The organism is Enterobacter sp. RHBSTW-00175, from assembly GCF_013927005.1.
Lineage (GTDB): Bacteria > Pseudomonadota > Gammaproteobacteria > Enterobacterales > Enterobacteriaceae > Enterobacter.
On sequence record NZ_CP055930.1, the window covers coordinates 280533 to 303296 of the forward strand.

General features: G+C 53.7%; 19 protein-coding genes and 1 pseudogene. 10 read left to right on the forward strand and 10 right to left on the reverse strand.

The window, feature by feature from the left end; translation table 11 throughout:
• Nucleotides 1-2: 2 nt before the first annotated feature.
• Nucleotides 3-1151 carry a YbfB/YjiJ family MFS transporter gene (locus tag HV107_RS01305; RefSeq protein WP_182061759.1) on the reverse strand — a complete coding sequence of 383 codons (1149 nt, stop codon included), beginning with the start codon at nucleotides 1149-1151 and terminating at the stop codon, nucleotides 3-5.
• Nucleotides 1152-1288: 137 nt separating this feature from the next.
• Between HV107_RS01305 and fghA the strand changes: the two genes are divergently transcribed.
• The gene (fghA, locus tag HV107_RS01310) at nucleotides 1289-2125 is read left to right on the forward strand and encodes an S-formylglutathione hydrolase (RefSeq protein WP_182061760.1); all 837 of its coding nucleotides are present in this window, start codon (nucleotides 1289-1291) and stop codon (nucleotides 2123-2125) included.
• Nucleotides 2126-2228: 103 nt separating this feature from the next.
• On the opposite strand, the gene cirA is transcribed toward fghA, so the two are convergent.
• The 3 genes from cirA to yieE form a co-directional block, all read right to left on the reverse strand.
• Entirely contained in the window at nucleotides 2229-4199 is a 1971-nt protein-coding gene (gene cirA, locus HV107_RS01315; RefSeq protein WP_182061761.1) for a catecholate siderophore receptor CirA, read from the reverse strand.
• A 225-nt stretch (nucleotides 4200-4424) separates the two neighbouring features.
• On the reverse strand, nucleotides 4425-5894 hold the full coding sequence (locus HV107_RS01320) for an amino acid permease (protein ID WP_182061762.1): 1470 nt from the start codon (nucleotides 5892-5894) through the stop codon (nucleotides 4425-4427).
• Nucleotides 5895-6077: 183 nt separating this feature from the next.
• Entirely contained in the window at nucleotides 6078-6944 is an 867-nt protein-coding gene (gene yieE, locus HV107_RS01325) for a DNA-binding transcriptional regulator YeiE (RefSeq protein ID WP_182061763.1), read from the reverse strand.
• A gap of 98 nt (nucleotides 6945-7042) precedes the next feature.
• Here yieE and HV107_RS01330 point away from each other — a divergent pair, with 98 nt between their 5' ends.
• From HV107_RS01330 to HV107_RS01340, 3 genes are all read left to right on the forward strand, one after another.
• Nucleotides 7043-8089 carry a YeiH family protein gene (locus HV107_RS01330; protein ID WP_182061764.1) on the forward strand — a complete coding sequence of 349 codons (1047 nt, stop codon included), beginning with the start codon at nucleotides 7043-7045 and terminating at the stop codon, nucleotides 8087-8089.
• 64 nt (nucleotides 8090-8153) lie between these two features.
• Nucleotides 8154-9011, forward strand: coding sequence for a deoxyribonuclease IV (gene nfo / locus HV107_RS01335; RefSeq protein WP_182061765.1), 858 nt, complete (start codon nucleotides 8154-8156; stop codon nucleotides 9009-9011).
• A 2-nt stretch (nucleotides 9012-9013) separates the two neighbouring features.
• Nucleotides 9014-10108: a sugar kinase gene (locus tag HV107_RS01340; RefSeq protein WP_182061766.1), complete on the forward strand. Its 1095-nt coding sequence runs from the start codon at nucleotides 9014-9016 to the stop codon at nucleotides 10106-10108.
• Nucleotides 10109-10214: 106 nt separating this feature from the next.
• On the opposite strand, the pseudogene HV107_RS01345 reads toward HV107_RS01340, so the two are convergent.
• The 4 genes and pseudogenes from HV107_RS01345 to fruB all read right to left on the reverse strand — a co-directional run.
• Nucleotides 10215-10463: pseudogene (locus tag HV107_RS01345) on the reverse strand (Na+ dependent nucleoside transporter N-terminal domain-containing protein); the annotation flags it as partial.
• Between the two features lie 107 nt (nucleotides 10464-10570).
• On the reverse strand, nucleotides 10571-12256 hold the full coding sequence (gene fruA / locus HV107_RS01350) for a PTS fructose transporter subunit IIBC (protein WP_182061767.1): 1686 nt from the start codon (nucleotides 12254-12256) through the stop codon (nucleotides 10571-10573).
• Between the two features lie 16 nt (nucleotides 12257-12272).
• Nucleotides 12273-13211, reverse strand: coding sequence for a 1-phosphofructokinase (fruK, locus tag HV107_RS01355; protein ID WP_014071044.1), 939 nt, complete (start codon nucleotides 13209-13211; stop codon nucleotides 12273-12275).
• Nucleotides 13211-14341, reverse strand: a complete 1131-nt coding sequence (gene fruB, locus HV107_RS01360; RefSeq protein ID WP_182061768.1) for a fused PTS fructose transporter subunit IIA/HPr protein — start codon at nucleotides 14339-14341, stop codon at nucleotides 13211-13213. The genes fruK and fruB overlap by 1 nt, the downstream gene beginning before the upstream one ends.
• Nucleotides 14342-14698: 357 nt before the next feature.
• Between fruB and setB the strand changes: the two genes are divergently transcribed.
• Entirely contained in the window at nucleotides 14699-15880 is a 1182-nt protein-coding gene (setB, locus tag HV107_RS01370; RefSeq protein ID WP_182061770.1) for a sugar efflux transporter SetB, read from the forward strand.
• Here the strand turns inward: setB and HV107_RS01375 are convergent.
• Nucleotides 15877-16131: a YkgJ family cysteine cluster protein gene (locus HV107_RS01375; protein ID WP_182061771.1), complete on the reverse strand. Its 255-nt coding sequence runs from the start codon at nucleotides 16129-16131 to the stop codon at nucleotides 15877-15879. The two genes, setB and HV107_RS01375, sit on opposite strands and share 4 nt — an antisense overlap.
• 164 nt (nucleotides 16132-16295) lie before the next feature.
• On the opposite strand from HV107_RS01375, the gene yeiP reads away from it, so the two are divergent.
• A complete protein-coding gene (yeiP, locus tag HV107_RS01380; RefSeq protein ID WP_008500940.1) occupies nucleotides 16296-16868 on the forward strand; it encodes an elongation factor P-like protein YeiP in 573 nt (190 codons plus the stop codon).
• Nucleotides 16869-16992: 124 nt separating this feature from the next.
• On the opposite strand, the gene uxuA is transcribed toward yeiP, so the two are convergent.
• The gene (gene uxuA / locus HV107_RS01385) at nucleotides 16993-18183 is read right to left on the reverse strand and encodes a mannonate dehydratase (RefSeq protein WP_182061772.1); all 1191 of its coding nucleotides are present in this window, start codon (nucleotides 18181-18183) and stop codon (nucleotides 16993-16995) included.
• 205 nt (nucleotides 18184-18388) lie between these two features.
• Here uxuA and HV107_RS01390 point away from each other — a divergent pair, with 205 nt between their 5' ends.
• The 4 genes from HV107_RS01390 to mepS all read left to right on the forward strand — a co-directional run bounded on the left by HV107_RS01390 (nucleotide 18389) and on the right by mepS (nucleotide 22692).
• Nucleotides 18389-19855: a mannitol dehydrogenase family protein gene (locus tag HV107_RS01390; protein WP_182061773.1), complete on the forward strand. Its 1467-nt coding sequence runs from the start codon at nucleotides 18389-18391 to the stop codon at nucleotides 19853-19855.
• Between the two features lie 116 nt (nucleotides 19856-19971).
• Entirely contained in the window at nucleotides 19972-20958 is a 987-nt protein-coding gene (locus tag HV107_RS01395; protein WP_182061774.1) for a GTP-binding protein, read from the forward strand.
• A 34-nt stretch (nucleotides 20959-20992) separates the two neighbouring features.
• Nucleotides 20993-21706, forward strand: a complete 714-nt coding sequence (locus tag HV107_RS01400; RefSeq protein WP_182061775.1) for a phosphatase PAP2 family protein — start codon at nucleotides 20993-20995, stop codon at nucleotides 21704-21706.
• 416 nt (nucleotides 21707-22122) lie between these two features.
• Nucleotides 22123-22692 carry a bifunctional murein DD-endopeptidase/murein LD-carboxypeptidase gene (gene mepS / locus HV107_RS01405; protein WP_014071052.1) on the forward strand — a complete coding sequence of 190 codons (570 nt, stop codon included), beginning with the start codon at nucleotides 22123-22125 and terminating at the stop codon, nucleotides 22690-22692.
• The last annotated feature ends 72 nt before the right edge of the window (nucleotides 22693-22764 follow it).

Below are 22764 nucleotides of genomic sequence, written 5' to 3' on the forward strand. Positions count from 1 at the left end.
AATTATTGCAATTGCTGTTGCCTTTCGGCCTTGCGGTTCCAGACTAGCGCACCGCCGATAAACAGTGCAATACCCGCAAGCCCTAACGCAGGCTCCAGCTGATGCAAAAACCAGGTAGATAATGCCGAGGTCACAGGGCCAACAAGTTGCCCTACCGCATAGCCTGTGGTGAGCAGCCCAGCCATATAACGCGTATGCTGAGGTGCCAGTTCCCGGCCATACAAGAGGGAAAGCTGAACGGCGCACAGGAATCCACCGCCCACCAGCAATCCGCCCAACAATAAGCCCGTGATACCCGGCACCAGCCAGGCAGCCAGTACGCCGACACCCTGCAACCACAGAACAATGGCCAGCCTGCGATTAGAGGATGAGAAGTGACGTAACACAATGCTGAGCGCAATCCCCACCACGGACGCCGCGCCAAAGAGCGGCCAGACAAACTGTGCAAACAGGCTGCCCGGGAAACGCGCGACCGCCATTTGCGATAAAAATGTCGCCGGAAGGATATACCCGAAGCCCGCCAGGCTATAGCTCCAGACCAGACGCCGCAGATTGGTGGTCAGTACCAGAGGTTCAGGTGCCGTCTCCGGGCGGTGAAGCTGACCACCACGGGGAAGATAGCGCGCTACCAGCGTCACCAGGGTAAGCGCCAGGACGCCATAAATCTGCCACGCGGCCCCCGCCGGGATCGCCCTGCTCTGAATATAGACTGCCAGCAAGCCGCTGAGGGCAATACCCGCACCCGGTCCGGCAAACACCGCCGCGCTCAGCCCCGGTTTCCCCAGATATCCCAGCCGCTCGTTGGTCCACGCCGCAATCAGCACCATCGACCAGCCGCTCATACATCCGATAGCAAACCGCAGCACGCCGTGAACTATGGCGTTATCCGCAGCTGCCGAGAGCAACGTCAGTGCAACCGCGCCTGTAATCCCCACCCAGAGTCGCAACTCAACGAAACGGTGCGCTCGCATGGCATCCCAGGCCCCGACCAGATAGCCGAGGTAGTTCATCGCCGCCACCAGCCCGGCGCTCGTCAACGTAAGTTGTCCGTCCGCAATCATCAGCGGTACCTGCGGGGTGAAGGCGAAGCGCCCAATTCCCATCGCAACGACCAGAACGACAAATCCGCTGAGCGCAATCCGCAGCGCCATGACCACCCCAATTGTTAAAAATAAGTTAATTTATGATGCAGTATCTTGCCGCTAAGCGGAAGTGAAAGTTACTCACAGGTAAATGAAAACTCTGTATTATGGGTTTAATAAATACCATTTCGTATAAGGAGCCTTGCATGGAACTGCTCGAAGAGCACCGTTGTTTTGAAGGTCGACAGCAGCGCTGGCGGCACGACTCCACCGTACTGAACTGCGCCATGACGTTCAGCATTTTCCTGCCGCCGACTGAACAGGGAGCGAAACCACCCGTTCTGTTCTGGCTGTCTGGCCTAACCTGTAACGACGAAAACTTCACCACCAAAGCGGGTGCACAGCGCATTGCCGCTGAACTGGGCATTGCCCTGGTGATGCCTGACACCAGCCCGCGCGGTGATGATGTAGCCGATGACGCCGGATACGACTTAGGTAAAGGCGCAGGGTTTTATCTGAACGCCACCGAGCAACCGTGGGCTAGTCATTACCGCATGTATGATTATGTTGGTGATGAGCTCCCGGTATTGATTCAGGCCGAGTTTGCGGTAAGCGATCGTTGCGCTATCAGCGGTCATTCGATGGGCGGACACGGCGCGCTGATCATGGCGCTGAAAAATCCCGGTAAGTTCACCAGCGTTTCGGCATTTGCGCCCATTGTGAACCCAACGCACGTACCGTGGGGGCAGAAAGCCTTTACGCAGTATCTGGGGAATGATGCCGAAAAATGGCAGGCATGGGATAGCTGCGCGCTGCTGCTGGCAAGCAATGCTGAAGATGCGATCCCGACGCTTATCGATCAGGGGGATGCCGATCAGTTCCTGGCCGGACAGTTACAACCTGCGGTGTTTGCTGAAGCTGCGCGCCAGAAAGACTGGCCACTGACGCTGCGTATTCAGCCGGGATACGATCACAGCTATTACTTTATTGCGTCCTTTATTGAGGATCATCTCCGCTTCCATGCGGAGCATTTGTTCGGGTAATTGCGGCCTTTCATGCCCGGTGGCGCTTCGCTTACCGGGCCTACGAGTTTGTGCTGTTTTGTAGGCCGGGTAAGGCGCAGCCGCCACCCGGCACATTACCGCATCAGAACTTATAATCCACGCCCACAAAGTAACGGCGGCCATCTTCCGTGTAGCTGTAATCGTCACGGTTCAGGTCTTTATCCAGCAAGTTCTGCACGCCGGCACGTAGCTTCACGCTTTTCGTTGCCTGCCATGCCGCGCCGGTGTTCCAGATAACATAACCCCCCGGCGTCGCTTCCCCCGAGGTCAGCGCACGCTTCTCACCGGTGTAGTTCCCCTGAACATAGAATGACCAGTCCTGCGTTGCCTTCCAGTCGACGGTACCATTGGCGGTATGGAACGGCAGCTCAGACAACGGTTTGTTACCACCGTTGCTGATATCACGGCCATCGTTATAGGTGTAGTTCAGCGTCACTTTCCAGTCTTCTGCAACCGGGAACTTCAGCTCAGTTTCTACCCCACGGATACGGGCCTTATTGACGTTGTAATATCGGAAAATAGGTTCGCCGTCGGCGTTCAGCCCGACATAGTTCGGGTAGCTCTGAGCCTGGTTTACGTTAGCGGTACGGCTGATGCTGATCCGGTCATCCACATCGTTCTGGAATGTGGTAATGCTGGCCTGCACGCCTTCTAACCAGCCCTCTTCCCCGCTGTAGTACAGCCCAAGTTCGACGCTTTCGCTGGTTTCCGGTTTCAGATCCGGGTTACCCACAATTTCGCAGGCGCCGCGGCACGAACCGGTCACCCAATCCGGGCTAAGTTGCAGCAGCGATGGTGCTTTAAATGCGGTTGCCCACCCCCCTTTCACCGTGACGGTATCGGTCGCGTTATAGACCAGATAGGCACGCGGGCTCCAGTGATCGCCGTAAGTTTCATGGTCATCCATACGGATGCCGGTGGTCAGTGCCAGCGGTTCAAAGATCCGCCATTCGTCTTCCAGGAAGAGTGCATACTGGCTCGCAGATGTCGCACTGCTGGAGCTGCCCGTCAGGTTAACCGGGTCTTTAAGCTTGTCGTGACGCCACTCCCCGCCGAAGGTCAGAAGCTGGTTAATCTCAGACAGCGGCAACACGTATTTACCGTCAACAGAATTGCTTTCGGACGTAATAGTGCCGGTGTTCCCCGGGTTCTTGTTATCAACTTTCTCACCGTAGAATTTGAGCTCACTATTGCCCATCCCCCAGCGACCATTGTGGCTCAGGGAGTAGTTTTGGCGCTCCAGGCGGTTCTGGTCCAGCGAATCGGAATCACGATCCTGGCGATCGAAACCATAGCCCGCGGTAAAGTCATGATCTTCATTTGGTGTCCAGGCGAATTCAACGTTGGCATCGCGGCTGGTGAAGCCCTCAATACGCGGCGTTTCCCCGGTGGCAGACGTGGAAGATTGTTGTTGGTCGTCTTTTTCGCGCTTAGACAGGCTACCGTAGGCTTTCAGCCCCAGAACGCCGTCCACCAGCGGACCGCTGGTATAGAATTGGCCGTTATAGGTGTCGCCACGATCGCGGTGTTCCTGAATGGTGGAATCTGCACTCAGTGTCCCCGTCCATTTCTGGCCGATTTTTTTAGTGATGATGTTCACCACCCCGCCCAGGGCATCAGAGCCGTACAGCGAAGACATTGGCCCGCGCACCACTTCGATACGCTCGATAGCGTCTACCGGGACCCAGTTCAGGTCAAAATCGTTGTGACGGAAAACCGCATTGCGGGAGTTCACGCGTTTTCCGTCGACCAGGATCAGCGTATAGCTGCTGTCCAGGCCACGGATGCTGACCCCTTTGCGGTTATCCCCTTCGTTGGTGAGCTGTACACCCGGCACGTCCTGTAACACATCTTTCAGGTTCTGGACGGGTTTACGCTGCAAATCTTCCTGAGTAATGACGCTGATACTGGCCGGTGCATCTTTCAGGTTTTGCTCGGTAGCGGCGGCCGTCACCACCATAGTGTCGCCGGATTCGGCTGCGATGACAGGCAGTGCCAGGGACATTGCGGACGCACAAAGTCCTCCCCGGACGAAGGGATTCAACCTAAACATTCCATATCTCCATGAGGTAAATACAATTAAAACAAATAATTATTGCTCGCAATGCCTTGCTGCCCGCCCGCATCTCCGGCTGGTCGGGTTGCTGCTTATTTTTCCGTAACGATAAAGCAAACGATAACCATTATCAATTTAATTGTTAAGAAATATATCTGTTCTTCATAATGTGGAGATAAAAAAACCCGCTCAGTTGAGCGGGTTAAAAGAGAGGAAGTGCGATTATTTTTTAAATCGTTCCGGGAAATCCATTTCGCTGTAGCGAACGAATTGGGTTCCTTTCGTCAGTTTGTAACCAAACCAGATGACCAGGAACAGCGGGATACCAATGTACGTGGCCGTTACTGCGCCCCAGTCAATGGTGTCCGCAAGGAAGGCTTCATAGTTCTGACCAAGCGTAATAATCAGGCACAGAATGAAGGCGAAAATCGGCCCCAGTGGGAAGAAACCTGAACGGTACGGCAGGTTGTTAAGGTCGTGACCCTGCATCACATAACCGCGACGGAAGCGGTAATGGCTGATAGCAATCCCCAGCCAGGCGATGAAGCCCGTCATACCGGACGTGTTAAGCAGCCACAGGTAGACCGTCTGGTTGCCGAACATCGAGGTCAGGAAGCACAGACCCGCAATCACAGTGGTGGCATACAGCGCGTTACGCGGCACGCCGCCACGGGACAATTTGGCGAAGATGCGTGGCGCTTTACCATCGCATGCCAGGGTGTAGAGCATACGGGTTGAGGCGTACATACCTGAGTTACCCGCAGACAGCACCGCGGTCAGGATAACGGCGTTCATTACCGCAGCCGCAGAGAGCAGGCCCGCGTGCTGGAAGACCAGCGTAAACGGACTCACGCTGATGTCTTTCACATCATTACGCAGCAGGCTCGGATCGGTATAAGGAATGATCAGGCTGATAATCAGGATGGCGAACACATAGAACAGCAGGATACGCCAGAACACCTGACGCACCGCGCGCGGAATGTTCTTCTCTGGATCTTCGGATTCCCCTGCGGCGATACCGATAAGCTCTGTCCCCTGGAAGGAGAAGCCAACAATCATCGCCACACCAATCATTGCTGAAAACCCGCCAGCAAACGGTGCATCGCCAATCGTCCAGTTGCTCCAGCCCACAGGTTCAGCACCTTTGAAAATACCGACGATCATTGCCACACCGACAACGATAAAGATAATGACGGTCGCCACTTTGATCAGAGAGAACCAGTATTCTGCTTCACCAAAACCGCGAACGGAGATGTAGTTCAGCAGGAAAATTACGCACAGGAAAAGTGCGCTCCAGATCCAGCCCGGCGTATCCGGGAACCACCAGTTCATGACCAGCTGTGCGGCCACCAGGTCCACGGCGATGGTCACCGCCCAGTTGTACCAGTAGTTCCAGCCCAGCGCGAAGCCAAAGCCTTCTTCAACGTATTTTTGACCGTAGGTTGAAAACGAACCCGACACTGGCATGTATGCCGCCAGTTCACCCAGACTGGTCATCAGGAAGTACACCATCAGGCCAATCAGGATATAAGAAAAGAGTGCCCCACCCGGGCCTGCCGCGGAAATCGTTGCGCCAGAGGCAACGAAAAGACCTGTACCGATAGAACCGCCGATGGCGATCATCGTCAGGTGGCGCGCCTTAAGTTCGCGACGTAGCGCGGGCGCTTCTGTGGTTTTAATTTCTGAAACCATGTGAAAATGCTGTCCATTTAATAAATGAGGCGCGATTGTAACAGACGATAAGCGTTCCTTCTGGCAGAAATGCCCAGTTATAAGAGAGCTTCATGACTCGGCCTGGATTATAAGTAACGTAGAAAAAGGCAGGACAAAAAGAGGCCCTTCCCCGGCCCGCGAAGCGCCACCGGGGAGAGAAATTCAGATTTCGCAGTAACGCAGAAAACGCTGGAGCGAGCTGGAAAGGTGCTTTTGACGATGGTGAATGCACCACAGCGTTCTCACCAGTTTAGGCAACGGCACCGGAATTTCGACCAGGGTGCCGGATTCAAGCTGTTCTGCAATCACTCGCCGGGAGAGGCAGCTGATCCCTAATCCGTGGCGCACCGCGTGCTTGATGGCTTCGGAATTCCCAAGCTCCATCCCCAGCTGAAACTGCGGCAGGTGGGATAACAACAGATAATCAACTATTTCGCGCGTCCCGGAACCGTGTTCACGTAAGATCCACTGCGCCTGGGCCAGACGCTCCAGGGTTACCTCTCCTTCCAATAAAGGAGAGGCAGGAGATGCAAACACCACCAGCTCATCTTCCAGCCAGGGTTCAGCAATCACATCCACGTTATGACAAGGTCCTTCGATAAGACCGATGTCCACACGGAAATCGATCACCGCATTAATGACGTCCTGGCTGTTTCCCACGCTCATCTCCAACGGCAAGGTGGGAAAATCACGGCGATAGCGGGCAATCACTTCCGGGAGAATGTAGTTACCAATGGTACTGCTGGCGAAAACGCGGATCGCGCCGTTGTCTTCGCGGAACAGCTGCTCGATTTCTGTCGCCTGCTCCAGCAATGCCAGCGCGCGCGGGTAAAGCAGACGACCATGTTCGTTCACCACCAGGCGCTTCCCTACCCTGTCGAAGAGCTGAACGCCGAGCTGCCCTTCAAGATCGGTCAACGCCGCACTGACCGCAGACTGAGACAAAGCCAGCATCTGCGAAGCCTGGGTTGTTGACCCGCTTTTCAGCACTTCGGCAAAAACTTCCAGCTGACGCAATGTAATGTGCATGGTTGCTTACCACTTATAAAGATTAATTATAAATATATAATCAATTTTATTTTTAAGCCAGACCGCCGTAACCTTTTAGCCAGATAAAGGAGAAGGTTATGACAGAACTCACCCTACAGAATCATCGTACAGTGTGGCACTTCGTGCCCGGTCTTGCGCTCAGTGCCGTTATCACGGGCGTGGCATTATGGGGCGGCAGCATTCCGGCGGTCGCTGGCGCAGGTTTCAGCGCATTAACGCTGGCTATTTTGCTTGGCATGGTCGTCGGGAATACCGTCTATCCACATATCTGGAAATCCTGCGACGGCGGCGTTATCTTCGCCAAGCAACACCTGCTGCGTCTGGGGATCATCCTGTATGGCTTCCGCCTGACCTTTTCGCAGATTGCTGATGTCGGTGTCAGCGGTATCGCCATCGATGTACTCACGCTGACCAGTACCTTTTTACTGGCCTGCTTTATTGGGCAGAAAGTCTTCGGGCTGGATAAACAAACCAGCTGGCTTATCGGGGCAGGCAGCAGTATTTGCGGCGCCGCAGCCGTGCTGGCAACCGAGCCGGTGATTAAGGCTGAATCCAGCAAAGTGACCGTGGCCGTGGCGACCGTTGTTATCTTCGGTACGCTGGCGATATTCCTCTACCCGGCCATGTATCCGCTGGTCGCTCACTGGTTTACACCTGAAACCTATGGCATCTACATTGGTTCAACAATGCATGAGGTTGCACAGGTGGTGGCCGCCGGTCACGCCATTAATCCGGATGCAGAGAACGCGGCGGTGATTGCCAAAATGCTGCGCGTGATGATGCTGGCACCGTTCCTGATTATCCTGGCGGTGCGTGTTAAACAGCTGGCTCCGGCAGGCAGTAGCCAGCAAAGCAAAATCACTATTCCGTGGTTCGCCATTCTGTTTATTGTGGTGGCAGTGTTTAACTCCTTCCATCTGCTGCCTAAAGCCGTGGTTGATATGCTGGTCACGCTGGATACGGTTTTACTGGCGATGGCGATGGCGGCGCTGGGTGTCACCACGCACGTCAGCGCGCTGAAAAAAGCCGGTGCTAAGCCGCTGCTGATGGCGCTGGTGCTCTTTATCTGGCTGATTGTGGGCGGCGGCGCAATTAACCTGGTCGTTCACAGTTTGATGGCATAAACCACCTCGTCCTTCTCCTGTTAACCCGCTATCATAAGCATTTCGGGTTAACAGGAGTTCTTGTATGAAATATGTTGGAGCGCACGTAAGCGCTGCCGGTGGCCTTGCGAATGCCGCCATTCGTGCTGCTGAAATCGACGCGACCGCTTTCGCTCTGTTCACCAAGAACCAGCGCCAGTGGCGCGCCGCCCCGCTTACCAGTGACGTGATTGATGATTTCAAAGCCGCCTGTGAGAAATATCACTTCGGGCCGGGCCAGATCCTTCCCCACGACAGTTATCTGATTAACCTCGGCCATCCGGTTGAAGAAGCGCTGGAGAAATCCCGTGAAGCCTTCCTCGATGAAGTGCAACGCTGTGAACAGCTCGGCCTGACGCTGCTGAACTTCCACCCGGGCAGCCACCTGACGCAAATAGATGAAGATGCCTGCCTGGCGCGCATTGCGGAGTCCATCAACATTACGCTGGATAAAACCAAAGGTGTGACGGCGGTTATCGAAAATACTGCCGGTCAGGGCAGTAACCTCGGATTTAAGTTCGAGCATCTGGCGGCCATCATCGACGGCGTGGAAGACAAGACCCGCGTCGGTGTGTGTATTGATACCTGCCACGCCTTCGCCGCCGGTTACGATCTGCGCACCCTCGAAGAGACCAAAAAGACCTTCGACGAATTCGAGCGCATTGTCGGCTTTAAATACCTGCGCGGGATGCACCTAAACGATGCCAAAAGCACCTTTGGCAGCCGTGTTGACCGCCATCACAGTCTGGGTGAAGGCAATATCGGTCATGACGCTTTCCGCTTTATCATGCAGGACGCCCGGTTTGATGGTATCCCGATGGTGCTGGAAACCATTAACCCGGATATCTGGGCAGAAGAGATAGCCTGGCTGAAAGCACAGCAGACTGATAAGGCGGTTGAGTAATAATGAACGACAGAGAGAAGCAGATACTCAAGATCCTGCGTCGTAATCCTCTTATCCAGCAAAACGAGATCGCCGATATTTTGCAGATCAGCCGTTCACGTGTGGCGGCACACATTATGGATTTAATGCGCAAAGGGATGATCAAAGGGAAAGGCTACATCCTGACCGAGCAAGAGTACTGTGTGGTGGTCGGCGCGATTAACATGGATATTCGCGGCGTGGCGGATATCCATTATCCGCAGGCCGCATCAAACCCCGGGAACATTCAATGTTCGGCGGGTGGCGTGGGCCGCAACATTGCGCATAACCTGGCCCTGCTGGGGCGCGATGTGCATTTGATCTCCGCCGTAGGCAGCGATTTTTACGGCGAAACCCTGCTGGAGCAGACCCGTCAGGCAGGGGTAAATATCTCCAGCTGTATCCGTCTGCATGGGCATAATACCTCTACCTATCTTTCCATTGCCAACCAGCAGGAAGAGACGGTTCTGGCAATTAACGATACCCACATTCTGGAAAAACTGACCCCGCAACTGCTGAACGGCTCCAGGGATCTTATCCGCCACGCCGGAGTTGTGCTGGCTGACTGCAACCTGACGGCTGAAGCTATCGAGTGGGTATTTACCATTGCGGGCGATATCCCGGTCTTTATTGATACCGTTTCTGAATTCAAAGCAGAAAAAATCAAGACCTGGTATTCGCGGATCCACACTCTGAAACCGACGCAAAAAGAGCTGGAGATCCTGTGGGGCCAGCCAATTCACTCCGATGCCGACCGCATAAAAGCGGTGAATGCGCTCCATCAGCAGGGTGTTGAGCACATTTATGTGTGCCTGAAAGATGAGTCGGTCTTTTGCAGCAAGAAGAATGGCGAACAGTTTCTGCTTACATCCCCAGCTCACACGGTAGTGGACAGCTTTGGCGCCGATGATGGCTTTATGGCCGGGCTTATCTACAGTTTTCTGGAAGGGTGCGATTTTCGCGACAGCGCGCACTTCGCCATGGCCTGCGCCGCGTTATCGCGCGCCAGCGTCAGCATTAACAACCCGACACTTTCCGCGGATAACGCACTTTATCTGCTGCAAACCGCCCAGGCGTAATGCCCGGGCAGTTTCGTTATGAACCAATAAAGAACCCTGCAATAGTGGCATCACTCCAGTCCACGCCCATAATCCTGGCCAGTGGAGCCAGCATGTAACCGAAGATCCCCACCAGCGAGCCAAAAATAAAGGCACTTCCCGCGTCGCTATAGGACATCACCTTGTGAACGTCGAACGCGGCCTGCTCCACCAGCCATTTCCCCGGTGGAAAATAGAGCATAACCCCACCGATAGCGATTTGTAGCACCAGCGCAGCGCCCACGGTTCGCAGGCTGATGCGCTTTTCATTTACTGACAACAGGAAAGCAATTGCCAGTAATACCACCATCCCCACAACACTACTCATGATGTCCATAATGAATTCCCTTCATGCCAGGAAACCCGGCGCTATCGGCAGGTTTCCTGGCATAAAGGCATAAAAAAAGGGCAGAGAAATCTCTGCCCTTGTGAAGTGGAGTGGGATCAGGCAACTTTTGCTGCGGATTCCACTTCTGGACGTTTCAGCACGGCATAAGACAGACCTGCTATCAGCGTACCGGCAATAATCGCCATCAGATAACCCAGAACCGGGGTGATCGCGCCGGGGATCAGCAGAACAAACAGACCACCGTGTGGTGCCATCAGTTTCGCGCCAATCGCCATAGAGATTGCGCCTGTCACCGCACCGCCGACGATACAGCATGGCAGTACACGCATCGGATCACGCGCTGCAAACGGGATTGCACCTTCAGTAATGAAGCACAGACCCAGTACCAGTGCGGCTTTACCACCTTCCTGCTGCGCTTTATCGAACTTACGACGCGCAATAATGGTCGCCAGACCCAGTGCCAGAGGAGGCACCATACCCGCAGCCATAATCGCCGCCATCGGAGCGTAGGTCTGAGTACTCAGCAGGCCCACACCGAAGGCGTATGCCGCTTTGTTCACCGGCCCACCCATGTCGGTACACATCATACCGCCGAGGATAGCACCCAGCAGAACCGCGTTCGCCGTACCCATCGTTTGCAGCCAGTGGGTCAGACCCGCCAGGATGCCAGCAACCGGTTTACCAATCAGGTAGATCATCGCCAGACCCACCACCAGACTGGAAATCAGCGGGATGATCAGGATCGGTTTCAGCGCTTCCATACTTTGCGGCAGTTTCAGTTTCGAGCTGATAAGCTTCGCAACATAACCGGCCAGGAAGCCCGCAATGATACCGCCAATAAAGCCGGAACCGGTGCTCACCGCCAGCATACCGCCGATAAGACCCGGGGTCAGGCCCGGACGGTCCGCAATGGAGAAGGCAATAAAGCCTGCCAGAACCGGAACCATCAGTGCGAAGGCTGAACCACCGCCGATTTGCATCAGCGCAGCCGCCAGCGTGCCTTGTTCTTTAAACGCCTGAATACCAAACGCAAACGACAGCGCGATACACAGACCGCCAGCCACCACCATCGGCAGCATGTAGGAAACACCAGTCAACAGGTGACGGTAGGCCCCCGCAGACTCTTTCTTACCTTCAGTCGCGCTCTGTGCAGCACCGGTTGCCTGATAAGGTTTGGCTTCCACCAGCGCTTTATCAAACTCCTGAGCGGTCTTTTTCAGCGCCTGGCCGGTAGAGGTACGGTACATTGGCTTACCGGCGAACTTCGCCAGATCCACTTCGATATCGGCCGCGACAATCACCAGATCGGCTTCAGCCACCTCTTCCGGGGTAATCGCATTGCCCGCACCCACGGAGCCGCGGGTTTCAACTTTTACCCACCAGCCGCGTTTTTTGGCTTCAGTTTCAATGGCTTCAGCAGCCATAAAGGTATGTGCAACGCCGGTCGGGCACGCGGTGACTGCGACAACGCGTTTTGGACCAGAGGCGGCAACTGGAGCGGCCGCAACAGGTGCGCTGTAAACAGACGCGTGACCTTTCGCTTCACTCAGGAACAGTTCCGGGTGTGCCACTGCGCGATTAATATCGCCCAGCCACACTTTTTTACCGTTCAGCGCGCTATCCGCCGGGATTTTATCGCCAAGAACAACTACCAGTTCGGCATCGCTCGGGTTATCGATAAACTCCAGATGTGCTTTGCTTGCCGCCGCTCCCAGCAAGGTCTTCGCCATATAAGTGCGAGCCTGTCCAAGACCGGAGTCAATAATCAGCAGCGTTTTCATTATTCCTCTCCTGCTGTTAGTTAAAAGGTTTTAAGTCAACGCGCGCCATCATCGCGGCTAACTGGGTACGATCGGTAATACCGACATTGCTCTGACTCACGGCCAGGGCAGCAACGGCGGTGGCAAGACGTAAGGTATGTTCACTGGATTCGCGCATCAGCAGGCCATAGATCAAACCGCCAACCATTGAATCCCCTGCACCAACGGTACTCACAACTTCAACCGATGGCGGTTTGGCGATCCATTCGCCAGAAGCGTTAACCCACAACGCCCCTTCTGCACCCAGAGAAATCACCACGTGAGCGATACCTTGTTCGCGCAGCGCATGTGCAGCTTCAATCACATCTTTTAATTCTGGCAGCTTACGGCCAGCCCAGATCTCCAGTTCGCGGCGATTTGGTTTAACCAGCCACGGCGCAGCTTTAAGACCCGCAACCAGCGCATCGCGGCTGCTGTCGAAAATAATGCACGGGCACTGGCTGCGCAGGCGCGTCATCCAGTCGGTGAACGCTTCCGGGCTCACGCCGGACGGCAGGCTGCCGCTGACACACACCATGTCGAACTGACCAAGCCAGGTCAGGGAATCATTAACAAAACGCTCCCAGTCTGCCGGCGTCACTTCAAAGCCGGAGAAGTTCAGGTCGGTAACTTCACCGTCTTTCTCCGTCAGTTTGACGTTGATACGGGTACGGCCCTGCACAACCTGGAAACGGTTAGCAATTCCCAGTTCGCTGAACAGCTGCTGGAAACCATCCTGGTTATCTTTGCCGAGGAATCCGCCCACGGTGACATCGATACCGAGATCCTTGAGCACTTTCGCGACGTTAATCCCTTTGCCTGCTGCATGAAGGCCAGTGGTACGCACGAGGTTTACTTCGCCACGCTCAATCTCCGGGCAAAACCCCACCAGGTCGTAAGCCGGGTTCAGCGTAATAGTCGCAACACGTCTGCTCATTATGCGCCCTCCCCAAGACCTGCCGCGATGGCGTCGCCAATCGCTTTCAGCGCCTGTTCTGCATCAGCACCCTGTGCAGTGAAACGCAGGCGGTGGCCTTTTTTCACACCCAGAGCAACCACTTTCATCAGGCTACGGCCATTCGCTGGCTTACCTGTGCCATCAAGGTTCGCTACGGTGATTTCACTGTCGAATTGTTTGATGGTATTCACCAGCATAGTACCTGGACGCGCGTGCAGGCCGTGTTCGTTACGCACAACGAATTCAGCATTCAGCACATCGTCAGTCAGCGCATCATCGCTGGTCAGCAGCGCCAGTACGGTCGCCGCATCTGCGTTCAGCAGTTTTTCAGCTTTATTGTTCAGCAGCAGATCGCCCAGACGCTTCAGCACGGAAACCGGCTGGTCATCAGTCATTGCTACGGTCACCAGCATCTCGGCACGGTCACCGTCAACCTCAAAGGCGTTTGCCGCACGGCTCACTGCGACAGCGCTGCGCAGGTTGCCTTCCGCACTGTCGTTGAGCCAGATACCCTGGCCCAGATTCAGCGGTTTATCGTTGATGACGTGCGCGACAAATGTTGCATCAGCAGCGCCTGCCTCTTTCAGACGGGCAGCGTTCAGTGCCTGCAAGGTCACCAGATCGGTGGCAGCCACATCCAGCGTCAGCGTTTCATTATCCAGTTTCAGCGCTTCGCTCTGTTTTTCACCCATCAGCAATGCACGCAGCTCTTCAGCTGTGGTTGCTGATTGCAGCTGTTCTGCAACTGAGTCATCGCTCAGCACATGCGTCAGCTGACGCAGCAAACCTAAGTGCTCGTCGCTGCTGGCGGCGATACCGATAGCCACGTAAGCCACCTGCCCGTCACCCCACAGCACGCCCTGAGGGAACTGATAAACCTGAACACCGGTTTTCAGCACCTGGTCGCGGGTGTCAGTTGTCCCGTGCGGAATAGCGATACCATTGCCGAGGAAGGTAGAGGTTTGCTGCTCGCGCGCCAGCATCCCGTTAACGTAGCCGTCAGCAACGTTGCCTGCCTGTACGAGTGCAACGGCAACCTGGCGAATGGCCTCTTCTTTATTCCCGGCCTGAGCGCCCGGGTGAATATCCTGAACAGATAACTGGAACATGGTTCTCCTCTCCTGCTGAACTTGAATCGTTTCAGCCCAAATGAGAAAAAATGCGCTAACCTGCTCCTTCAGTTAAAACAAGATAGCGCTGAAACGTTTCAAGAAGTCTTGCTCTTTCTACAAGGCGTTGCAAGGAAAGTTACATTTCTCGTTTCAGAATTTAGAGATGCAGCACATTTCTTCTTCGCTCAGCTGAAACTTGCTGACGTTCAGCAACCAGTTTCAGCTAAACTCAGCCTGAATGTGTAAGTTGAAATGCCATTTTGATTTTTGTGGCGAAATTGACCGCACCATCTGTTTATTTTCTGACAAGCGGCGTACACTCCGCGTCTCTCACGCAATCACTGATATAGAAACATGCATAACACCCCCGCTGCCGCCTCACCAAAGCCTTTTGATTTGACGTCAACGGCGTTTTTGATTGTTGCCTTCCTCACCGGAATTGCCGGTGCGTTACAAACACCAACGCTAAGTCTATTTCTGACCAACGAAGTCCATGTCCGCCCGGCTATGGTCGGCTTCTTTTTTACCGGAAGCGCCATCATCGGCATCCTGGTCAGCCAGTTTCTGGCCGGGCGTTCGGATCGAAAAGGCGACCGCAAGAGCCTTATCGTCTTCTGCTGTTTGTTAGGTGTTTTTGCATGTGTGCTGTTTGCCTGGAACCGTAACTACTTCATTTTGCTGTTCGTAGGCGTGTTTCTGAGCAGCTTTGGCTCCACTGCCAACCCGCAAATGTTTGCCCTCGCCCGCGAGCACGCCGACCGCACCGGACGTGAAGCCGTCATGTTCAGCTCAATTCTTCGTGCGCAGGTATCCCTTGCCTGGGTGATTGGCCCGCCGCTGGCCTATGCGCTGGCGATGGGTTTTGGCTTTACGGTGATGTACCTGAGTGCGGCGGTTGCCTTTGTGGTGTGTGGCGCGATGGTGTGGTTTTTCCTGCCGTCGATGCGTAAAGAGCCCAAAGCGGCTACCGGCGCACTGGAAGCTCCCCGCCGTAACCGCCGCGACGCACTGTTGCTCTTTATTATCTGCACCTTAATGTGGGGCACTAACAGCCTCTATATCATCAATATGCCGCTGTTTATTATTGATGAACTGCATCTGTCGGAAAAACTGGCCGGGATAATGATGGGTACGGCCGCAGGTCTGGAAATTCCCACCATGCTGATTGCAGGTTATTACGCAAAGCGCTTCGGAAAACGTTTTTTGATGCGCATAGCAGCAGTGGCAGGATTGCTGTTCTATATTGGAATGCTGACCGTTCACACACCGGCGTTGCTGCTTGCTTTACAGCTGCTGAACGCGATTTATATCGGGATCCTCGCCGGGATTGGGATGCTCTACTTCCAGGATCTTATGCCGGGTCAGGCGGGGTCAGCAACAACCCTCTATACCAATACCACCCGCGTGGGCTGGATAATTGCCGGTTCAATGGCCGGTGTCGTTGCCGAAATCTGGAACTATCATACGGTGTTCTGGATTGCGCTGGTGATGTGCACGCTGACTATTGGCTGTCTGACGCGCATTAAGGATGTTTAAGGCGCAGTGAGGGATTCCAACTCCAGAAGATAAGTCATGGCCTGTGCACGGGTGTTACCGCACATCTCAGCCGAAGGCATCAGCCCGGAACACACTTTTGGGCGCAGGGGTGAGCCAAAAATCATACACAGATTGTTTTCAGAAAGCTGAACACAGCGCGTATTAGCAGGCTTGCCATCCGGCATCCCAGGAATGGAGCTTGAAATGGACGGTGCAGTGCAACATGCGCCACAGTCTGGACGGCAATCCATAAATGTTCTCTTTCAGCGACGGATACCCGCACAATCGGGCGTGGCGCGCACAGTAACACCTTTTGCGTATTGATAGCAAAAGCCACGAAATCCACTTGCCTGAAAGGCCGCGCGCGAGTAATTTGGCGCGATATTTTTTACCTCCCGTAAACAGGATTACTGCAATGCCAAGAGCGAACGAAATTAAGAAAGGTATGGTACTGAATTACAACGGCAAACTGCTGATTGTGAAAGATATCGATATTCAGGCCCCTAGCGCCCGTGGAGCAGCAACGCTGTACAAAATGCGTTTCGCCGATGTTCGTACTGGCCTGAAGGTAGAAGAACGCTTTAAAGGTGACGATATCGTGGATACCGTGACCCTGACCCGTCGTTATGTGGATTTCTCTTACATCGATGGCAACGAATATGTGTTCATGGATAAAGAAGACTACACCCCGTACATCTTCACCAAAGATCAGATTGAAGAAGAGTTGCTGTTCATTCCTGAAGGTGGGATGCCGGACATGCAGGTTCTGACCTGGGATGGCGTGCTGCTGGCGCTTGAACTGCCGCAGACCGTAGACCTGGAAATCGTTGAAACAGCACCTGGCATCAAAGGCGCTTCCGCCAGCGCACGTAACAAACCAGCCACCCTGACCACCGGCCTGGTGGTACAGGTTCCTGAATACCTGTCCGCTGGCGAGAAGATCCGTATCCATATCGAAGAAAAACGTTATATGGGTCGTGCTGACTGATTGTGGCATTTGCCGGGTGGCGTCTCCGCCTTACCCGGCCTACGAAAGCGCGAATAAAAAAACCGGCCCGATGGCCGGTTTTTTTGTAGGCCCGGTAAGCGCAGCGCGCTCCGGGCAACAGAACCTACAGCAGTTCCGGGTACTTCGTCATCTTCAGTGCCAGCTCAACGCCGCGTACTTCCGCCATCCCTTTCAGTCGGCCAATGGCTGAATAGCCTGGGTTGGTTTTCTTACGCAGATCGTCCAGCATCTGATGACCATGGTCAGGGCGGAACGGAATAGGACGTAAATCACCTGCGTGTTTACGGCGCTGCTCTTCCGCCAGAATAGCGTCAACCACTGCCACCATGTTCACATCACCACCCAGGTGTGCGGCTTCGTGGAAGGTTTTCGGGTTATCTTCACGGCAGGTTGCGCGCAGGTGGGTGAAGTGAATACGATCGCCGAAAGTTTCAATCATTCGCACCAGGTCGTTATCCGCACGCACGCCATATGAACCGGTGCACATGGTAAAGCCGTTGTAGATGCTGTTTACCGTCTCTTTCAGCCACTGCATATCTTCAATGGTGGATACAATGCGCGGCAGGCCGAGGATTGGACGCGGAGGATCGTCAGGGTGCACGGCCAGGCGTACACCTGCCTCTTCGGCGACCGGCACAATCGCGCGCAGGAAATGCGCCATGTTTTCACGCAACTGGTTCTTATCTATATTGCCGTACTCCGCCAGACGCGCGCGGAACTGATCCAGCGTGTAGCCTTCTTCGGCACCCGGCAGGCCAGCAATAATATTGCGGGTCAGTTTTTCGATATCGGCTTCGCTCGCGGCGTTAAACCATGCCAGCGCCTGCTGCTGCTCTTCTGCGGTATAATCCGCCGCCGCACCTTCGCGCTTCAGGATATGTAATTCAAATGCCGCGAACGCAATCTGATCAAAGCGCAGCGCTTTTGAACCGTCCGGCAATGTGTACTCCAGGTCGGTACGCGTCCAGTCCAGAATCGGCATAAAGTTATAGCAAACCGTGTCAATCCCGCAGACAGCCAGGTTGCGAATGCTTTGCTGATAGTGAGCAATCCAGGTTTCACATTCGCCTGAATGCGTTTTGATATCTTCGTGAACCGGGATACTTTCAACAACAGACCAGGTTAAGCCCTTTTCAGCCAGCAGTGCCTGGCGCTTTTTGATTTCGTCTACCGGCCAGACCTGGCCGTTAGGGATATGATGCAGCGCGGTAACGACACCCGTTGCGCCAGCCTGACGCACATCATCAAGAGAAACCGGATCGTTCGGCCCATACCAACGCCAGGTTTGTTCCATTGTCTCACCCTCTCAAGTTGTTATACCAATACATGTTAATGCAATGACGACTACCATACATGTTTAATGGGAAGGGTCAACACACCGCGACACATTGATTGATCAAACTCACAGAACAGGGATATTTACGGCTCACCAATTTAATTTGTTGTCATATAACTTTACACTGACGTTGTTAATTAATGGTTAATCAGGTGTGTACTTAATGAAGACTATTGCCTCCGCCTCGCTTCCTGCCCACGTCCAGCAGCCACGCTACGATCGCCAGCAGTTACGCTCACGTATCGTTCACTTTGGGTTTGGTGCTTTTCACCGCGCGCATCAGGCACTATTGACCAATCGCGTACTGAATGCGAAAGGAGGCGACTGGGGGATTTGTGAAATAAGCCTCTTCAGCGGTGATGTGCTGATGAGCCAGCTGCGCGCACAAGACCACCTGTTTACCGTGATGGAAAAAGGGGCCGACGGAAATCAGCCGATCGTTGTCGGTGCCGTCCATGAATGCCTGAATGCAAAGCTGGATTCACTGGCTGCCATCATTGAGAAATTCTGTGAGCCGCAGGTAGCCATTGTTTCACTCACCATCACTGAAAAAGGCTACTGCATTGACCCGGCCACCGGGAAACTGGATCTGAACAATGCCCGCATTGTTCACGATCTGGAAACACCTTGCGAACCGCATTCCGCACCAGGGATCCTGGTGGAGGCCCTGCACAGGCGTCGCGAGCGCGGCTTGCCGCCATTTACCGTACTTTCCTGCGATAACATCCCGGACAACGGCCATGTCGTGAAAAATGCGGTACTGGGGATGGCCCAGAAGCGTTCAGCCGAACTCGCCGAGTGGGTTAGCGCACATGTCAGTTTTCCGGGCACGATGGTAGACAGAATTGTCCCCGCCGCTACGGACGCCTCGCTTTCGGAAATCACACAAGCGTTGGGCGTTGAAGATCCCTGTGCCATCAGCTGCGAACCTTTTATTCAGTGGGTCGTCGAAGACAACTTTGTCGCCGGACGCCCTGAGTGGGAATTGGCTGGCGTGCAGATGGTGCAGGACGTTTTACCCTGGGAACAGATGAAACTGCGGATGCTGAACGGCAGTCACTCTTTCCTGGCCTACCTGGGTTATCTTGCCGGATACGCACATATCAGTGACTGTATGCAGGATGCCAGCTTCCGCACCGCTGCACGCAGACTGATGCTGGATGAGCAAGCTCCTACGCTGCGTATCACCGACGTTGACCTCACGGCGTATGCCGATAGTCTGATTGACCGTTTTGCCAATCCGGCGTTACAGCACCGCACCTGGCAAATCGCCATGGACGGTAGCCAGAAACTGCCTCAGCGAATGCTGGAGGGTATTCGTGTTCATCTGGAGCGTGGCAGCGCGTGGCCGCTGCTGGCGTTAGGCGTTGCTGGCTGGATCCGTTATGTCAGCGGTGTGGATGACAGTGGCAACGCCATTGATGTGCGCGATCCGCTCAGCGATAAGATCCGCGCGATTGTCGATGCCAGCAGTAATGACGAGCGCGTAAATGCTCTGCTGACGCTGAATGAAATCTTCGGCCAGGACCTGCCGCAATCGCCGCTGTTTGTTGACGCGGTCAATCAGGCCTATCAGCGTATTGCACAGCGTGGTGCGCGCCAGGCTGTTATCGAAACGTTAAATATTTAGCGATAATTGCGCTTAACGCGAATGGAAATGTTCTCCGTTCGCCTTTCCCCCTTCTCATTGCGCTCTTTTTTCGTCAGGATAATGTGCATAGCATCACACTGATTTCTGGAGCGCACGTGACCAAAACCAACCTTATCACCGGCTTTCTCGGCAGCGGTAAAACCACCTCAATTCTGCATTTGCTGGCCAATAAAGATCCGGCAGAAAAATGGGCCGTTCTGGTGAACGAATTTGGCGAGGTCGGTATTGATGGCGCATTGCTGGCGGACAGCGGCGCGTTGATCAAAGAGATCCCCGGCGGATGCATGTGTTGTGTAAATGGTTTACCCATGCAGGTTGGACTAAACACTCTGCTGCGCCAGGGCAAGCCAGACCGTCTGCTGATTGAACCGACCGGGCTCGGCCATCCAAAACAAATTCTCGATTTGCTGACCGCGCCCGTGTACGAGCCGTGGATCGATCTGCGGGCGACGCTGTGCCTGCTTGATCCACGTCAGTTGTTGGATGAACGAGCCGTTAACAATGAAAACTTCCGTGATCAACTTGCCTGCGCCGATATTGTCATCGCCAATAAAGAGGATCGCGCAACCGCAGAAAGCCATGTGGCGTTTGATACCTGGTGGCAACATTTTGGCGGTGAACGTCAGCGTGTTTACAGCACACAGGGCAAGATTGACAACGCCCTGCTCGACCTTCCCCGGCTGAATCAGGCTGAACTGCCTGCCAGCGCAGCGCATAGCCACAGCCAAAGCGCCAAGCAGGGTCTGGCAGCACTGAGCCTGCCTGAACATCAGCGCTGGCGTCGTAACCTGAATAGCGGCCAGGGGCATCAGGCCTGCGGCTGGATTTTCGATGCCGATACGGTTTTTGACACCATTGGGATCCTGGAGTGGGCGAGGCTTGCCCCGGTGGATCGCGTGAAAGGGATCATGCGTACGCAGGATGGTCTGGTTCGCATCAACCGTCAGGGAGAAGATTTCTTCATTGAAACCCAAAATGTCGCGCCGCCTGATAGCCGAATAGAGTTAATTAGTGCGGTTAACACCGACTGGAACGCCTTGCAGTCCAGCCTGTTGAAGCTTCGTTTAAGTTCGGGCGGCTAACGTTGCCCCTGATTTAACTGTATGCTGAATAGTGATGACGACTCGATTTCCCCTGATTTTATTGCTTAACGTTGCCGGCCTGGCGCTCTTTTTCTCCTGGTATCTTCCAGCGAATCACGGTTTCTGGTTCCCGCTGGATTCCGCGATTTTCCACTTCTTTAACGAAGAATTAGTGAAGAGCCAGGCTTTTCTGTGGCTGGTAGCCCTCACCAACAATCGCGCTTTCGACGGCTGTTCGCTGCTGGCGATGGGTGGCCTGATGCTCTCTTTCTGGCTGAAAGAAGATAAATCAGGACGCCGCCGTATTCTGATTATTGGTCTGGTGATGTTACTGCTGGCAGTAGCGATTAATCAGCTGGCATCCAACATTATTCCCGTGAAACGCTCAAGCCCAACGCTCTTTTTCGACAATATCCATCGCGTCAGCGAGCTGTTGTCTGTTCCGACAAAAGATGCCTCTAAAGACAGTTTCCCGGGTGATCATGGAATGATGTTGCTTATTTTTGCTGCAATCATGCTTCGTTATTTCGGTCAAAAAGCGTTCACGGTTGCCCTGATTATTTTTGTGGTTTTTGCCTTCCCACGGGTAATGATTGGCGCTCACTGGTTCACTGATATTGCCGTTGGCTCCCTTTCCGTTGCGCTTATAGCACTGCCGTGGTGCCTGATGACACCTTTGAGCGACTGGATAATAGAGCTATTTGATCGCCATCTGCCCTGTCGAATGCAACAAGTTCAAAACAAATAATTAACTTAAATTCAGGTTATCCATCAGGGATCATTTTCGATCCTTGATGGATTTTCACCCAAATCCTGCCGTTTCTGTCATAATCTCGTAATACTATTCGTGATATAAATGAATGCATTGCACGGTTTTTAACCTAAATTGACTTCATTTTGAGCAATTCCGTTTATTCACTTTGTGTATCACAATTTCTTATAAAAAAACGGATATTTTTGCTCGCAATGCCCCTGCCAATCGGTTAATCTCGAACTCGTTTTGCCCCATAGAGACAATTATTTTCAGGGTGAATAATTTTGTGCGTTGTGCCACAAATCTGACCAGAAAGAATTGTCTCATTGTGAACAGATAATTAGTCTCGTCACGGTTGGCATTTTTATAACGATATTTATCGTTAAGGACTTCAAGGGAAAATAAACAAAATGGTCAAATCTCAACCGATTTTGAGATATATCTTACGGGGGATCCCGGCGATTGCAGTTGCGGTACTGCTTTCAGCATGTAGTACATCTAACACCGCGAAGAATATGCATCCTGAGACGCGTGTTGTGGGAATGGAAGATTCCTCTTCACTGCAAGCCTCTCAGGATGAATTTGAGAATATGGTTCGTAACCTGGACGTGAAGTCCCGAATTATGGATCAGTATGCTAGCTGGAAAGGCGTGCGTTATCGTCTGGGTGGCAGCACCAAAACAGGTATCGATTGTTCCGGTTTTGTACAGCGTACTTTCCGCGAGCAGTTTGGGTTAGATCTTCCGCGTTCAACCTATGAACAGCAGGAGATGGGCAAGTCGATTTCTCGTACCAAACTGCGTACAGGTGATTTAGTCCTGTTCCGTGCAGGCTCTACGGGTCGACATGTTGGCATCTACATTGGTAACGACCAGTTTGTACATGCTTCCACCAGCAGTGGTGTGACTATCTCCAGTATGAATGAACCTTACTGGAAGAAGCGCTACAACGAAGCGCGACGAGTTCTGACCCGCAGTTAATCTGTCATGTTGCCGGTTATCCCTTGGCTAGTAACACGACAAAAAAAAGCACTGCTTCGGCAGTGTTTTTTT